This is a genomic window from Bradyrhizobium sp. (assembly GCF_047605465.1).
Lineage (GTDB): Bacteria > Pseudomonadota > Alphaproteobacteria > Rhizobiales > Xanthobacteraceae > Bradyrhizobium.
Map to the genome: position 1 here is coordinate 43103 of NZ_JASGFS010000003.1, position 13233 is coordinate 56335.

At 63.0% G+C, this 13233-nt stretch carries 18 protein-coding genes; 11 read left to right on the top strand and 7 right to left on the bottom strand.

Features of this window, described 5'->3' with window-relative positions; genetic code table 11:
- The first annotated feature begins 20 nt into the window (after positions 1-20).
- The 5 genes from QM712_RS03900 to QM712_RS03920 all read left to right on the top strand — a co-directional run bounded on the left by QM712_RS03900 (position 21) and on the right by QM712_RS03920 (position 4130).
- Positions 21-1481, top strand: coding sequence for a form I ribulose bisphosphate carboxylase large subunit (locus tag QM712_RS03900; RefSeq protein WP_415021730.1), 1461 nt, complete (start codon positions 21-23; stop codon positions 1479-1481).
- A gap of 11 nt (positions 1482-1492) precedes the next feature.
- A complete protein-coding gene (locus QM712_RS03905) occupies positions 1493-1900 on the top strand; it encodes a ribulose bisphosphate carboxylase small subunit (RefSeq protein ID WP_415021731.1) in 408 nt (135 codons plus the stop codon).
- A gap of 100 nt (positions 1901-2000) precedes the next feature.
- Complete coding sequence (gene cbbX / locus QM712_RS03910; protein ID WP_415021732.1) at positions 2001-2930, top strand: CbbX protein; 930 nt, start codon at positions 2001-2003, stop codon at positions 2928-2930.
- Entirely contained in the window at positions 2927-3610 is a 684-nt protein-coding gene (rpe, locus tag QM712_RS03915) for a ribulose-phosphate 3-epimerase (RefSeq protein ID WP_415021733.1), read from the top strand. The genes cbbX and rpe overlap by 4 nt, the downstream gene beginning before the upstream one ends.
- 310 nt (positions 3611-3920) lie before the next feature.
- Positions 3921-4130, top strand: coding sequence for a hypothetical protein (locus tag QM712_RS03920; protein WP_415021734.1), 210 nt, complete (start codon positions 3921-3923; stop codon positions 4128-4130).
- A gap of 21 nt (positions 4131-4151) precedes the next feature.
- Here the strand turns inward: QM712_RS03920 and QM712_RS03925 are convergent, their stop codons facing one another.
- Both QM712_RS03925 and QM712_RS03930 read right to left on the bottom strand, forming a co-directional pair.
- Complete coding sequence (locus tag QM712_RS03925) at positions 4152-5519, bottom strand: NAD(P)/FAD-dependent oxidoreductase (RefSeq protein WP_415021735.1); 1368 nt, start codon at positions 5517-5519, stop codon at positions 4152-4154.
- Between the two features lie 41 nt (positions 5520-5560).
- Positions 5561-6250: a GntR family transcriptional regulator gene (locus QM712_RS03930; RefSeq protein WP_415021736.1), complete on the bottom strand. Its 690-nt coding sequence runs from the start codon at positions 6248-6250 to the stop codon at positions 5561-5563.
- 129 nt (positions 6251-6379) lie between these two features.
- On the opposite strand from QM712_RS03930, the gene QM712_RS03935 reads away from it, so the two are divergent.
- From QM712_RS03935 to QM712_RS03945, 3 genes are all read left to right on the top strand, one after another.
- Positions 6380-7267: an amino acid ABC transporter substrate-binding protein gene (locus QM712_RS03935; protein ID WP_415021737.1), complete on the top strand. Its 888-nt coding sequence runs from the start codon at positions 6380-6382 to the stop codon at positions 7265-7267.
- A gap of 117 nt (positions 7268-7384) precedes the next feature.
- Positions 7385-8923 carry a Do family serine endopeptidase gene (locus QM712_RS03940; RefSeq protein ID WP_415021738.1) on the top strand — a complete coding sequence of 513 codons (1539 nt, stop codon included), beginning with the start codon at positions 7385-7387 and terminating at the stop codon, positions 8921-8923.
- A 278-nt stretch (positions 8924-9201) separates the two neighbouring features.
- Positions 9202-9564 (top strand): hypothetical protein, encoded by a 363-nt coding sequence (locus tag QM712_RS03945; protein WP_415021739.1) that lies wholly within the window; start codon positions 9202-9204, stop codon positions 9562-9564.
- A 6-nt stretch (positions 9565-9570) separates the two neighbouring features.
- On the opposite strand, the gene QM712_RS03950 is transcribed toward QM712_RS03945, so the two are convergent.
- Together QM712_RS03950 and QM712_RS03955 are read right to left on the bottom strand one after the other, a co-directional pair.
- Positions 9571-9852 (bottom strand): DUF6496 domain-containing protein, encoded by a 282-nt coding sequence (locus QM712_RS03950; protein WP_415021740.1) that lies wholly within the window; start codon positions 9850-9852, stop codon positions 9571-9573.
- A gap of 92 nt (positions 9853-9944) precedes the next feature.
- A complete protein-coding gene (locus QM712_RS03955) occupies positions 9945-10139 on the bottom strand; it encodes a DUF3072 domain-containing protein (RefSeq protein ID WP_415021741.1) in 195 nt (64 codons plus the stop codon).
- Between the two features lie 115 nt (positions 10140-10254).
- Here QM712_RS03955 and QM712_RS03960 point away from each other — a divergent pair, with 115 nt between their 5' ends.
- Together QM712_RS03960 and QM712_RS03965 are read left to right on the top strand one after the other, a co-directional pair.
- Positions 10255-10476, top strand: a complete 222-nt coding sequence (locus QM712_RS03960; RefSeq protein ID WP_415021742.1) for a hypothetical protein — start codon at positions 10255-10257, stop codon at positions 10474-10476.
- A gap of 18 nt (positions 10477-10494) precedes the next feature.
- Positions 10495-10716: a hypothetical protein gene (locus QM712_RS03965; protein ID WP_415021743.1), complete on the top strand. Its 222-nt coding sequence runs from the start codon at positions 10495-10497 to the stop codon at positions 10714-10716.
- 78 nt (positions 10717-10794) lie between these two features.
- On the opposite strand, the gene QM712_RS03970 is transcribed toward QM712_RS03965, so the two are convergent.
- Both QM712_RS03970 and QM712_RS03975 read right to left on the bottom strand, forming a co-directional pair.
- On the bottom strand, positions 10795-11034 hold the full coding sequence (locus QM712_RS03970) for a hypothetical protein (RefSeq protein ID WP_415021744.1): 240 nt from the start codon (positions 11032-11034) through the stop codon (positions 10795-10797).
- Between the two features lie 96 nt (positions 11035-11130).
- The gene (locus QM712_RS03975; RefSeq protein WP_415021745.1) at positions 11131-11388 is read right to left on the bottom strand and encodes a hypothetical protein; all 258 of its coding nucleotides are present in this window, start codon (positions 11386-11388) and stop codon (positions 11131-11133) included.
- A gap of 58 nt (positions 11389-11446) precedes the next feature.
- Between QM712_RS03975 and QM712_RS03980 the strand changes: the two genes are divergently transcribed.
- Positions 11447-11749, top strand: coding sequence for a hypothetical protein (locus tag QM712_RS03980; protein ID WP_415021746.1), 303 nt, complete (start codon positions 11447-11449; stop codon positions 11747-11749).
- Here QM712_RS03980 and QM712_RS03985 read toward each other — a convergent pair.
- Positions 11746-13221 (bottom strand): HWE histidine kinase domain-containing protein, encoded by a 1476-nt coding sequence (locus tag QM712_RS03985; protein WP_415021747.1) that lies wholly within the window; start codon positions 13219-13221, stop codon positions 11746-11748. The two genes, QM712_RS03980 and QM712_RS03985, sit on opposite strands and share 4 nt — an antisense overlap.
- Between the last annotated feature and the right edge of the window lie 12 nt (positions 13222-13233).

Sequence of the window (13233 nt, forward strand, 5' to 3'; positions counted from 1 at the left end):
AGAGAAGAGAGGACAGAGCCATGAACGTGCACACGGGAACGGTCCGCGGCAAGGAACGCTATCGCTCGGGCGTGATGGAGTACAAGCGCATGGGCTATTGGGAGCCTGACTATGTGCCGAAGGACACAGACATCATCGCTCTGTTCCGTGTCACGCCTCAGGATGGTGTCGACCCGATCGAGGCGGCCGCCGCGGTGGCCGGTGAATCCTCGACCGCGACCTGGACCGTGGTGTGGACCGATCGGCTGACCGCTGCGGAGAAGTATCGCGCGAAGTGCTATCGCGTCGATCCGGTCCCGGGCTCGACCGGTTCCTACTTCGCCTACATCGCCTACGATCTCGACCTGTTTGAGCCGGGCTCGATCGCCAATCTCTCGGCTTCCATCATCGGCAACGTGTTCGGATTCAAGCCGCTGAAAGCACTTCGGCTGGAGGACATGCGCTTCCCGGTCGCCTATGTGAAGACGTTCCAAGGGCCCGCGACAGGCATCGTCGTCGAGCGTGAACGGCTCGACAAGTTCGGGCGGCCTCTGCTCGGGGCAACGGTGAAGCCGAAACTCGGCCTCTCGGGTCGTAATTACGGCAGGGTCGTTTACGAGGCCCTCAAAGGCGGACTGGATTTCACCAAGGACGACGAGAACATCAATTCGCAGCCCTTCATGCATTGGCGCGACCGCTTCCTCTATTGCATGGAAGCCGTCAATCGCGCCCAGGCGGCGTCCGGCGAGGTGAAGGGGACCTATCTCAACGTCACCGCCGGGACGATGGAAGACATGTACGAGCGAGCGGAGTTCGCCAAGGAACTCGGTTCTGTGATCGTCATGATCGACCTCGTGATCGGTTACACCGCGATCCAGTCGATGGCCAAATGGGCGCGCCGCAATGACATGATCCTGCATCTGCATCGCGCCGGCCATTCGACCTATACGCGGCAGAAGGGTCACGGCGTGTCGTTCCGCGTCATCGCCAAGTGGATGAGGCTCGCGGGCGTCGACCACATCCATGCCGGAACGGTGGTCGGCAAGCTCGAGGGCGATCCCAATACCACGCGCGGTTATTACGATGTCTGCCGCGAGGACTTCAATCCGACGAAGCTCGAGCATGGCCTGTTCTTCGACCAGTCCTGGGCGAGCCTCAACAAAATGATGCCGGTTGCCTCCGGCGGCATCCACGCAGGTCAGATGCATCAGCTTCTCAACCTGCTCGGCGAGGATGTGGTGCTGCAATTCGGCGGCGGGACGATCGGCCATCCCATGGGGATTGCCGCCGGCGCGACCGCCAACCGCGTAGCGCTAGAAGCGATGATTCTCGCCCGTAACGAGGGGTGCGACTACGTCCATGAAGGACCGGAGATCCTGGCCAAGGCGGCTTCGACCTGCACGCCGCTGAAAGCCGCGCTCGAAGTCTGGAAGGACGTCACCTTCAATTATCAGTCGACCGACACGCCGGACTTCGTGCCGACGGCGCTCGAAACCGTTTGAGGAGATTGCACATGAAGATGACTCAGGGCTGCTTCTCGTACTTGCCTGATCTCACCGATGACCAGATCACCAGGCAGGTTCAATACTGTCTGGCCAACGGCTGGGCGGTGAATATCGAGTTCACCGACGATCCGCATCCGCGCAACACCTATTGGGAGATGTGGGGCCTGCCGATGTTCGATCTCCAGGATGCCGCCGGCGTCATGATGGAGCTTGCCGAATGCCGCAGGGTCTATGGTGACCGCTACATACGGATCAGCGGCTTCGACGCCAGTCACGGCTGGGAGTCGGTGCGGCTCTCGTTCCTTGTCAACCGGCCGCCTCAGGAGGCCGAGTTCGACCTGGTGCGACAGGAGACGGCCGGACGCGCGATCCGCTACACCACCGTGCGCCGGCAGACGGAGCGCGCTTCACCCTAGCAGCCCGATTCCGCGCGGGGCGCTCCCTGCTCCGCATCCCTGGCGGACCACTGCTTCGCCGCTTTCCCGCCGCGGCGAGGCCCTTTTCTTCGAGGTGCCGATGCTCGATGTGTCACATGCGACGGTCGCCGACGGCGGCGAAACCACGTTCGATCTCCGCAAGGAAGCCGAGGCGGCCGGAATCACCGGCGCGCTGCAACAGCTCGATCAGGAATTGATCGGATTGAAGCCGGTCAAGAGCCGCGTGCGCCAGATCGCTTCGCTCCTGCTGATCGAGCGCATTCGTCAGCGCGCGGGTCTGGCGTCCGCCCCGCCGACACTGCACATGTCGTTCACCGGCAATCCCGGCACCGGCAAGACCACGGTGGCCCTGCGCATGGCTAAGATCCTCCACGGTCTCGGCTTCGTGCGTCGCGGGCAGGTGATCTCCGTGACGCGCGACGATCTCGTCGGCCAGTATATCGGCCACACCGCGCCGAAGACCAAGGAGATCCTGAAGAAGGCGATGGGCGGCGTCCTGTTCATCGACGAGGCCTACTATCTGCACCGTCCGGACAACGAGCGCGACTATGGCCAGGAGGCGATCGAGATCCTGCTCCAGGTAATGGAGAACCAGCGCGAGGATCTCGTCGTGATCCTCGCGGGTTATGGCGAGCGGATGACGAGCTTCTTTGCTTCCAACCCCGGCTTTCGTTCGCGCATCGCCCACCACATCGAATTTCCCGACTATTCGGAGGCCGAGCTTCTCGTCATCGCCGAGCTGATGTTGAGGGAACGCGGTTATCGTTTCTCGGGCGCGGCGCGCGAGGCATTCGAGAGATACATCGCATTGCGCCGGACCCAGCCGTTCTTCTCCAACGCGCGCTCGATCCGCAACGCGATCGATCGCATCCGCCTGCGGCAGGCGGATCGGCTGGTCTCTGATCTCGACCGCATGCTCGACATTGCCGAGCTTGAGACCATCGACCCCGCCGACGTGCTCGCCAGCCGGGTGTTCGACGGCGCCGTTGCCGGGAGTGCGACGCCGTGAACTTCGGGGTTGTCATCGCGCCGTCGATCCTGGCCGCGGATTTCGCGCGTCTCGGCGACGAGGTCGCGGCGATCGATGCAGCCGGCGCCGATTGGATACATTGCGACGTGATGGATGGGCATTTCGTGCCGAACATCAGTTTCGGGTCCGACGTCATCAAGGCGATCCGGCCGCGAACAGCAAAGACATTCGACGTCCATCTCATGATCGCGCCGGCCGATCCCTATCTGGAGACATTCGCGAACGCCGGGGCCGATATCATCACGGTCCACGCTGAAGCGGGTCCTCACCTCGACCGTTCGCTGCAGGTGATCCGGGCGCTCGGCAAGCAGGCCGGCGTCAGCCTGTGTCCGGCGACCCCGGAAGCCGCGATCGAACACGTGCTCGATCGCATCGATCTCGTCCTGGTAATGACGGTCAATCCGGGCTTTGGCGGGCAATCCTTTCTCGATTCCCAGATCGAGAAGATCAGGCGAATTCGGAAGCTGATCGGCAACCGGGCAATTCGGCTCGAGGTCGATGGCGGCATCACGCGGGACAATGCCGCAGCTGTCGCCGCCGCGGGCGCCGATACGCTGGTGGCGGGGTCGGCGGTCTTTCGCGGCAAGAGCAGCGCCGATTATGCCGGCAACATCGCTGCCATTCGCGAGGCTGCCCAGGCCGGCCAGGCTCGCCGGTAGTTTTGGGTTCGGCACAGCCACCAAGGCGACGTGTCGCGATCGCCTCGCATCGCTCAAGGCGTGGGGCGCGGCATAGGCAGGGCTGTTTCGCACCGATCAGCGTTGGAATGCAGCGTGGTCGCTCCATGGCACGGACTTGTGATCGGAATTCCTGATCCGGCTACCGGCGATAGGAACTTCAGATCACGTGCGGATTTCCCATGAGAACCATCCGAGTCGGCGGCGGCCAACGCAGCAAATGTTTTGCACAACCGCCATTGGCCTGACGCAAATCAGGACAATAAGGCCTGTGAATGCGAGGGAGGGTCTCATGGAGAACGTACGTCGCTACCGGGCGCTGGCGTCCCTCTGTCGTCAGCAAGCGGCCTATCGGCCGCTCCAGAACTGGCAGTTGCTCGGCCAGGCCGAACATTTCGAACATCTTGCCGAGATCGCGCTGAAGGCGCACTTCGACGCGTGCAATGCCCAACGCGAGGAAGAGGATATCGCGGCGGCGCAGGAGGTCCCGGCCGCGGCATAGCGGCGCGGGACCTGCAGGCGATTACAACAGTCCACGGCTCTCGGCGCTCTCGAGTTCGTCCATGAGCGGTTTGTTACCGTAGCGCGCCAGCGAGAGTACGTCCGCGAACGGAGGCGAGGGTGCGCCAACCACTGCCCGCGCGCAGAGATCGCCCGCAGCGCATGCCGACATCGTCCCATATCCGGACAGTGCCGCTGTCAGGAATACGCCCGGTGTTTTGGCCGCGCCGATCAGCGGCCAGTTTTCCTTGGTCATCGGATAGAAGCCGCCGTAGTGGATTCGGTCCCGCGGCAGCGCACCGAGATATTGCTTCAGCGCGGGCTGGAGCCGGCTCGCCGCGCGCAGCACGATTTCGGGGAAATAGGGATTGAGTTCCGGTTCACGGACGGGTTCGGACGGTTCCGAGTTGAACGCCCAGCCCAGCTTGATCCACTGGCCATGATCGCCGCCGTCGGGCCGGCAGTGGATGCTGCCCGGCATAGGCTCCAGCAGGCGAGACAATTCGGGGGCTGCCGCAAGCGCCTCGCGCTCCTCGGGTGACCAGTCGAGCGTCTGCCCGTCGAGATCGATCGTGAAAGGCATCTTGCGGTCGACCGCATGGCCGCGATCGACGAAGGCGATCTTCTGCTGAAGGACGTTCAGGATAGGCAGCTTTTCGCCATGCATCGCCGAAACCCGCGATGCAAACGGACCCGCGGCATTGACGATGATGTCGGCCTTGATCGTCTGGCGAGCGCCGTCGACGACGACATCGACCAGGAAGCGGTCGGCCTTCGCGATACCGATCACGTGCGCCTGCTGAAACTGCGCGCCCAGGGGACGCATCGCTTCCAGCATGTACTGGCCGAGCTGTTGCCCGCTGATGTCGCCGGCCCGGCGGATGTGAAGCGCGGTGGCCACCTCGGGGTCGAACGCCGGATGATAGCGCTGGATGAGCTCGCGGCCGCGGAGGACGTCGACGCCGTCGGGGGCGGCCTGCCAGTCCGCCGACAACGCCGGAGAATAGGTGCTGCTCGTGCCTTCGTGTGTGCGGATCAGCCTGGAGGCGGAAGCGCCGTAACCTGCATGCAATTGCCGGAGCAGCTCGTCCGGCTGATCGTCTCGCGTGACGAGGAGATAGCCGCGCCGCGTCATGTTGATGCGGTTGCCGGTGCGGCGCGCAATGTCCTCCATCAAATCGGTGCTGTGGTCTGTGAATGCCGCCATGGTCGGATGCGGCCACCAGTTGCGGTAGTTTTCGCCCGATTGCGCCGAGGTCAGTGCCATCGGCTGGCCCTCATCCACGATCAGCAGGCGTGACCGCTTGTGCTGAACGGCGAGATAATATGCCGTGGCGAGACCGGCCATGCCTGCGCCGATGACGAGGATTTCAACGTCGTTGGCCTTCAAACGCACTCTCCTTCAACCCGTTGGGACGACCGCTTCCGGGATCAGCCGGCGTCGCTCCGCGATGCATGTCGCTGTGCCGATCGCAGCGTCTTCTGCGTCTGCACGATGTGTTCGCGCAAGAGGCGCACGGCCTTTTCGACCTCGCCATCCCTGCAGCATTCGAGCAGCTGGTAGTGCTCGCGTTGCGGACGTTCCTTGCCGGTGGCACGCGATACCAACGCGCGCGTGAAACGTCCGACATGGCCGTAATTGGCCTCGATCATCGCCAGCAGGCGGGGACGATTGCATGGGACGTAAAGCGCCTTGTGGAAGCGCCAGTTGAACGCACCCCATTTTTCCGGATCAGGCTCTTCGTCGTAGGAGCGGAGAATGGTCTTGGCGTCGTCGAGGTCGATGTCGCCCATGGCTGGAATAGCCAGGCGCAGTGCGTGACATTCGAGCGCGATGCGGATCTCGAGAAGCTCCACGACCTCGTCGATGGAGAGGTCCGAAACCACCGCGCCACGGTTCGGCAGGAACGTCACGAAGCCTTCGGCTTCCAGCTGCCTCAGGGCCTCTCTGACGGGGATACGGCTGGTTCCGAATTTCTCAGCGAGCTCGTCTTGCCGTAGCTGAAGGCCGGGCGCCAGCTCGCCCGCGCTGATCGCGCGGCGAAGCGCCTCACGCACCGCGTCCGGCGTGGAGCCGTGGCTGCCGGCACCGCGATGTCTTGCCACTGTGTCCGATCCCATCTGGCGTCTTCCCGGCACTGGTCCGCGCGGCCTCGCGGCAGGTCACCACATTGTATAAAATCAGTTTGAACAATATGCAATCGTATGTATAAAATCTACCGTGATTGTATTCAAAATAGGAGTAAGTCCATGAAGGGGCTGTTATATTCGCTGATCTTTACGACCGCAGTCGCCGTTCCCGCCTGGGCTCAATCTCCCGCCGGGACTCTCGCCAAGATCAAGGCGACCGGTGAAATCCGGCTCGGACATCGCGACGTTTCGGTCCCGTTCTCCTATCTCGACGACAATCAAAAGCCGGTCGGCTTCGCGATGGATCTTTGCGCGCGGATCGTCGACGCGGTGAAGGACGAACTGAAGCTTCCAGCGCTGCAGACCAAGCTGCAACCGATTCAACTCAGCACCCAGATTCCCCTGATCGAGAACGGGACGATCGACATCGTCTGCGGTCCCGCCACCAACACGCTCGAGCGGCAGAAAGTGGTGGCCTTCAGCAACACCATCTTCGTATCGAGCATCCGCGCGGTCGTCAGGAAGGATGCTCCGATCAAGACGTTCGAGGACCTCAAGGACAAGCCGGTCGCGCTGACCACCGGATCGACGTCGATCGCGCTGCTGCTCGCGCGCGGCCAGGAGAAGAACTTCGCGATCAAGCAGGTGCTGTCGCCGGATCACGCCGCATCCTTCCTCGCGCTCACGACCGGCCGCAGCGAGGCTTTCGTCATGGACGACATCCTGCTCGCCGGTCTCATCGCCAACAGCCAGGCTCCGGACAATTGGCGGATCATCGACGACAGCCTCCGCACCGAGCCTTACGGGCTGATCATTCGCAAGGACGACCCCGAGTTCAAGGCGCTGGTCGACAGAACGCTGGTCGCGATGATGAAAGGCGGTCAGTTCGTCGAGCTCTATGCGAAATGGTTCACGAAGCCCATTCCGCCCAGGAACGTGAATCTCAACTTTCCGATGCCTGCACCGCTCAAGGACGCGGTTGCCAGCCCGAACGACAAGGGCGTCTGATCGCGCAAGCGTTCCGCCGCGATTCTTTGCCAAGATTTAATCGGGTGGACGGGACGCCGTAAGGTGACGATGTCCATGTTGGGTGCAAGGCGACTTACCCAACATGGACATTTCGACATGAACGATCACGTCAATTCCGAGACCACCACATCCCGCAAGATTCTGAAGCCGCGCCGGCTTGCGCTGCTCGGCACCGTGGCCGCGCTTGGCGTGGCCGTTCTGGCCGCATCTCCCGGTTCATCGCCGGTCAGCATGACGTCCCTCATCACTCCGGCACATGCTGCGGACGTCGCGGCGACGCCGCCCGGCTTCGGCGACCTCGTCGCCAAGGTCAAGCCCGCCGTCATCTCGGTGCGGGTGAAGATCGATCAGGACAATGACAAGAGCGCGATGCTCCAGCAGAACCGGATGGATTCCGACGAGGACTCGCCGTTCGACCAGTTTTCGCGACAGTTCGGCTTCCGCCTCCCGGGCGGCATGAACGGCATGCCCCGTCAGCGCCACCAGGTGATCACGGGCGAGGGCTCGGGATTCTTCATCTCGGCCGATGGTTACGCCGTGACCAATAACCACGTGGTCGATCACGCCGAGTCCGTGCAGGTGACGACGGACGACGGCACGATCTACACGGCGAAGGTGGTCGGCACCGACCCGAAGACCGATCTCGCGCTGATCAAGGTCGAGGGCAACAAGAAGGACCTTCCGTTCGTGAAGTTCTCCGACCAGAAGCCGCGGATCGGCGATTGGGTGGTTGCGGTCGGCAATCCCTTCGGCCTGGGCGGCACCGTGACCGCCGGCATCGTCTCGGCCAGCGGCCGTGACATCGGCAACGGCCCCTACGACGATTTCATCCAGATCGATGCCCCCATCAACAAGGGCAATTCCGGTGGTCCGGCCTTCGACATGAGCGGCAACGTGATCGGTGTGAACACCGCGATCTTCTCGCCCTCGGGCGGTTCGGTCGGCATCGGCTTCGACATTCCGGCCTCGACCGCAAAGCTCGTCGTCGCGCAGTTGAAGGACAAGGGCGCGGTGACCCGTGGCTGGCTCGGCGTGCAAGTGCAGCCGGTGAACGCTGATATCGCCGACAGCCTTGGTTTGAAGGACGCTCGCGGCGCGATCGTCGACAATCCGCAGGACGGCAGCCCGGCAGCGAAGGCCGGCATCGAGGCGGGAGACGTCATCACCGCCGTCAACGGCACCGCGATCAAGGACTCCCGCGATCTCGCCCGTACCATCGCGACGCTGACGCCGGGCAGCTCGGTGAAGCTCGACGTCTTCCACAAGGGTGAGAGCAAGACGGTGACGCTCGCGCTCGGAGAGGTGCCGAACGAACGGCAAGCCAAGGCCGATGACGGCAAGGCGCAGCAGAGCCCCGGCACGCCGCGCCTCGGTCTCAGCCTTGCTCCCGCGGGTGACGTCCAGGGGGCGGGCCAGAAGGGCGTTGTCGTCACGGAAGTCGATCCGCAGGGACCGGCCGCGCAGCACGGCATCCAGACCGGCGACGTCATCCTGAATGTCGGCGGCAAGGCCGTTGCCAATATCGGCGACGTCCGCTCCGAATTGGCGCAGGCCAAATCGTCGGGCAAGCGCAGCGTGCTGCTGCAGGTGAAGAGCGCGGAGGCGACCCGGTTCGTCGCGGTGCCTCTCGCCTGATCCCTAAACCTGCTGGTGGAAATCCGGAAAGGCGGCCCTCGGGCCGCCTTTCTCGTCTTCGCAATGCGGGATGCCGAGAGGCTGCCGATAACATTCTCGTTAACGGCAGGAATGGTGACAGGGTTCGTCCGAAAAAGCCGCGTTCACGCGGCAGGCTTCGGAATCACGTGTCGTTTCTCGGCGGCAACGAAAGACGCCGGGATGGAGTGAAGGAGTGGAACTTCGAACGCCCGGCTGCTCTTGAGTGAGCCGGTGGTTCGCATTTGATCGGTGCCGCGATGGATCGATTGAAGCTCTCGCTATGCAGTACGCTGCTCGTGGCGGCGTTCGTGATGTCGACCGGAAATGCGTTGGGACGCGATGACGGCCGCTACGCCGACTCGCCGCTCAAGCCATGGTTCGACAGTTTGCGCAGCCATCTTGGTCCCTGCTGTTCGGATGCGGACGGCTTTGCAGTGTCCGATCCCGACTGGGAGTCGCACAACGGACACTATCGGGTGCGCCTCGACGGGCAGTGGGTCGAGGTGCCCGACGAAGCCGTCATCACCGAGCCCAATCGCGCCGGCCGCACCATGGTGTGGCCGGTGAAGACCGCGTTCGGGATTTCAATTCGCTGCTTCATGCCGGGCAGCATGATCTGACGCAGGTCAGCGCGCTGCCGCGGCGGATTTGCGTTTCGACGCCTTCTTCGAATTCTCCCTGGCTGTCGTCTTCGCTGCTTTCCGCTTCGAGGCTTTCTTCGGGACCTTCTTGCCCTTCTTGCGTGCCTTCGACAGCCCGATTGCGATCGCCTGCTTGCGGCTCTTCACGCGACCGTCTCGACCGCCACGGCCGCTTTTCGCAGTGCCCTTCTTGTAGCGTCGCATCTCGCTCTCGACATCGCTGGCGGAGCTTGGCGCGTAGCGGCGTTTCTTTGCCTTGCGTGCCATGAATGGCCCTCCCTTGGCGGGAAGGAAAACCATCCGGCAAGGACATCGTTCCGAAAACGCGCCTGAAGCGCACCGGAGCGCCCCGTCGCAGCCTAGAAGGAATTTGCCAGTTCGATCTCTGCCTCGAGCACCTCGATGCGCCGCGCGGCCTCGGCGAAGGAGAGATCCCGCGCGTATTGAGCAGGCTGGTAGGCTTCTTCGCTCAACCGCCTGAGCCGCAATCCCTGTGCTCGGGTCATCTGCTCCGTGAGGAAAGCCCTGGCGTCGTATTTACCCTGAACCTGCATGTCGCCTCTCCATCCTGAAATCGTGACTTGACTATATGTTCTTATTTTGTTCTAACAAGCCATGGACAACAGAATTAATGAAATTCGACGTAAAATCAGCGCTTTGAGGCTAGAGATGGCCGACGTCGAGGCGGCTGTCCGCGAACTCGTCAACCGCGATCGTGACTGCACCGCGCAGGCGCTTTCGCAGATGGGGCTGCGCCGGAAAGTCACCCTGTTGCTCGCCGAATGGAAGGCGGCCGGCGGCGGTGACGTGCTGCCAGACATCCGGGACAAGGTCCGTCTTCGTGCGGTGAGACAGATCGGCAATCCCGTACGCATGGTCGGGCGCCGCTGAGACGTTTGGAGGCTCGCTGTGGAGGACGACCCGGACACGTACCGGATCCTGAAGCTGCGCGCCGAGATTCTCGAGTTGGGCTCAGCCATCCGTCAATTGCGGCGCGAGGGGCTTGATGATGCTGCGGCGCAAGTCCTGATCGCACGCAAGCGTGCCCGGCTCGAACAACTCGCGAAGACAAATCTCGCGAGCGATTCCGTCGATGCAGCCGGCTGCTGTGAGCCGCCAAAGCGCGGGTGACGGGAAGCCTGTTTACAAACATCCATAGCAAGAAGGCTCCGCGGGTCGCGGAGCCTTCCATGGATGTCGGGCAAACGCTTACTTGGTGTTGGTCGTGCCCTTGTTGTTCGACATGGTCCCGCCCTGATCCGAGCCGGGGCCGGAGCCGCCTTGGCCGGACGCATCGTTGCCCTTCGACTTCGTGTTCGCACCCGTCGTCTGCGAGGACGAGGTGGAGGAATCGTGTTTCGCCTTGTGCGACTTCGCCTGCGCGGCGAAGGGGGCGGCGGCGAGGCCAGTTGCCAACATTGCGGCGAGAGCGATCTTGGTCATTTTCATGCGCGGGAACTCCCTGAGTTGAATTGACGCAGGCAGCCAACCGCCATTCGCGGCGGGAGTTCCGAACGAAAACTCCGCGGGCGCTACGGATGCGCTTCAAAATTCCTTGTCTTCGGTGAGAATGAACACGACGCCCGTGAGAGTCGCGCCGATCGCGAACGTCGTCACCAATGTGATGATGAAGACAAAAAGGGCGGGGCTTCCGCCGTGATTCAGCAGCTTTGCGACGGCTGGATTGGACATCGTCAGGGCGAGACCGAAGACGAGCCCGAGCGCTGCGCCCATCATCGCCTGCGTCATCACTTTGATGGCGCCGGTGGGGGAGATCAGGCCCGACGACTTTCTTGCGCGCATGGAACCGACCTTCGATCTGGCATGCAAACGCGCCCGATGATCGCAGGTTCCATCCTCCATGAAGGATTTGTCATGCCCGGCTTCATCCGATGTTCATGCCCGCCTTGCGAGGATAAGCGCCATCAACACGGGAACATTCGATATGGCTAAGGTCGTCTTTCTCTACCGCTCGCTGGCCTATCGCCAGGCGGCCGCGGAAATGCTGCGCAAGGCGCGCAAGCTGCCGCCCGGCGCCGACCGCAGTGCGGCCCGACGTTATGCACGAGCATTGCGCGATCTCGCACAAACGGAGGCCTGGCTTGAAGGACGCATCGCCGATGAACCGCGCGCTGTACGGCGGATGAGGACGGCGGTGTCCTAACCTGAGGCGCGCTCGAGCGCCGCGCCGGATTTTTCCACGACGGGTACTGCAGTCTTGCGCTTCAGCGGCACCTCGAGGCGGCACAACAAGCCCTCGGCACGCCAGTCAAATTTTGCCTGTCCGCCAAGCTGGGATTCGACGCTGGCGAGCAGGCTTCGCGTACCGAAGCCGCGAGACTTCGGCGTCCTGACGAGAGGGCCGCCGGATTCCTCCCAGGTCAGACTGAGGAGGTCGTTCTCGACCTGCCAACCGATCGCAAGCCGCCCCGAGCGCGTCGACAACGCGCCGTATTTCGCCGAATTGGTGAATAGTTCATGCAGCGCGAGCGCGAGCGTTTGGGCGGTCGCCGGCAGCAACTGAACTTCCGGCCCGTCGAGTCCGATCTGGCCGCCGAGCGAATAGGGCGCAAGCTCCTCGTCAATGAGCTTGGAAAGCTCGGCCCCCTGCCAGCTCGACAGCGACAGGATGGTGTGCACGCGCGCCAGGGCATTGATGCGCCCCTCGACCGCGTTGACGTAGGTCTTCACTTCGTCGGCGCGGGTGAGGCGCACGATCGACTGCGCCAGCGCCAGCGCATTCTTGGCACGATGATCGACTTCGCGCGCGAGCAGATTCTGCCGCTCCTCGGCGCGCTTGCGCTCGGTGATGTCGACGGTGACGCCGCTCACGCGGACGACGTGGCCGCTCGCGTCCAAGGTTGCTGCCGCCGTGCCCACGCACCAGCGAACCTCGCCATCGGGCCGGCTGATGCGGAACTCGGCTTCGTAGGCGCGCGCGCCTGTATTGAAGGCGGAAATAGCCTCTCGAAACCGATCGACGTCATCGGAATGCAGCAGCGCCTGGATGTTGGCCGAAGTGACGTTGAAGGTCTCGGGTGTCACGCCGAAGATGCGGTACTGGCCTTCGTCCCACATCCAGTCGCCATTGATCCAGTCCCAATCCCAGGATCCCATCTTGCCCGCGGCGATCGCCATGCTGCGCCGCTGTTCGCTCTCGCGCAGTTTCGCGGTGGAATTCTCCAGCTCCGCCGTGCGCGCGCGAACGCGGTCCTCGAGTTCGTGATTCAGCCGCTCGAGCTGACGCGTCTTGCGGTAGAGCTCGGCGAACACCTTGATCTTCGCGCGCAGGACTTCCGGCACCACCGGCACGGGCACATAGTCGACCGCGCCCATCTCGTAGCCGCGCAGGCGGTCGATATCGCTCACCTGGATCGCCGAGATGAAGATCATCGCGGTCTTCTGGAAGCGTGGATGTTCGCGTATCATCGCCGCGAGTTCGAAGCCGTCCAACTCGGGCATGCAGACGTCGACCAGGATCACCGCGATCTCGGTCTTCAGCAGGACTTCCAATGCTTCCCGGCCCGACGAGGCGATGACGAGATTCTCGCCGAGATCCTTCAAGATCACCTCATAGGCGAGCAGCTTGGCCGGCTGATCGTCGACGAGGAGGATGTTGATCTTTTCGTGGTCCATTCGCGGATCCAG

What these genes read in the sequence shown, in the direction of transcription:
- QM712_RS03900 (WP_415021730.1), top strand. Translation starts at nt 21, where the DNA reads ATGAACGTGCACACGGGAACGGTCCGCGGCAAGGAACGCTATCGCTCG.
- QM712_RS03905 (WP_415021731.1), top strand. Translation starts at nt 1,493, where the DNA reads ATGAAGATGACTCAGGGCTGCTTCTCGTACTTGCCTGATCTCACCGAT.
- cbbX (WP_415021732.1), top strand. Translation starts at nt 2,001, where the DNA reads ATGCTCGATGTGTCACATGCGACGGTCGCCGACGGCGGCGAAACCACG.
- QM712_RS03920 (WP_415021734.1), top strand. Translation starts at nt 3,921, where the DNA reads ATGGAGAACGTACGTCGCTACCGGGCGCTGGCGTCCCTCTGTCGTCAG.
- QM712_RS03930 (WP_415021736.1), bottom strand. Translation starts at nt 6,250, where the DNA reads ATGGGATCGGACACAGTGGCAAGACATCGCGGTGCCGGCAGCCACGGC.
- QM712_RS03935 (WP_415021737.1), top strand. Translation starts at nt 6,380, where the DNA reads ATGAAGGGGCTGTTATATTCGCTGATCTTTACGACCGCAGTCGCCGTT.
- QM712_RS03940 (WP_415021738.1), top strand. Translation starts at nt 7,385, where the DNA reads ATGAACGATCACGTCAATTCCGAGACCACCACATCCCGCAAGATTCTG.
- QM712_RS03945 (WP_415021739.1), top strand. Translation starts at nt 9,202, where the DNA reads ATGGATCGATTGAAGCTCTCGCTATGCAGTACGCTGCTCGTGGCGGCG.
- QM712_RS03950 (WP_415021740.1), bottom strand. Translation starts at nt 9,852, where the DNA reads ATGGCACGCAAGGCAAAGAAACGCCGCTACGCGCCAAGCTCCGCCAGC.
- QM712_RS03955 (WP_415021741.1), bottom strand. Translation starts at nt 10,139, where the DNA reads ATGCAGGTTCAGGGTAAATACGACGCCAGGGCTTTCCTCACGGAGCAG.
- QM712_RS03960 (WP_415021742.1), top strand. Translation starts at nt 10,255, where the DNA reads ATGGCCGACGTCGAGGCGGCTGTCCGCGAACTCGTCAACCGCGATCGT.
- QM712_RS03970 (WP_415021744.1), bottom strand. Translation starts at nt 11,034, where the DNA reads ATGAAAATGACCAAGATCGCTCTCGCCGCAATGTTGGCAACTGGCCTC.
- QM712_RS03975 (WP_415021745.1), bottom strand. Translation starts at nt 11,388, where the DNA reads ATGCGCGCAAGAAAGTCGTCGGGCCTGATCTCCCCCACCGGCGCCATC.
- QM712_RS03980 (WP_415021746.1), top strand. Translation starts at nt 11,447, where the DNA reads ATGAAGGATTTGTCATGCCCGGCTTCATCCGATGTTCATGCCCGCCTT.
- QM712_RS03985 (WP_415021747.1), bottom strand. Translation starts at nt 13,221, where the DNA reads ATGGACCACGAAAAGATCAACATCCTCCTCGTCGACGATCAGCCGGCC.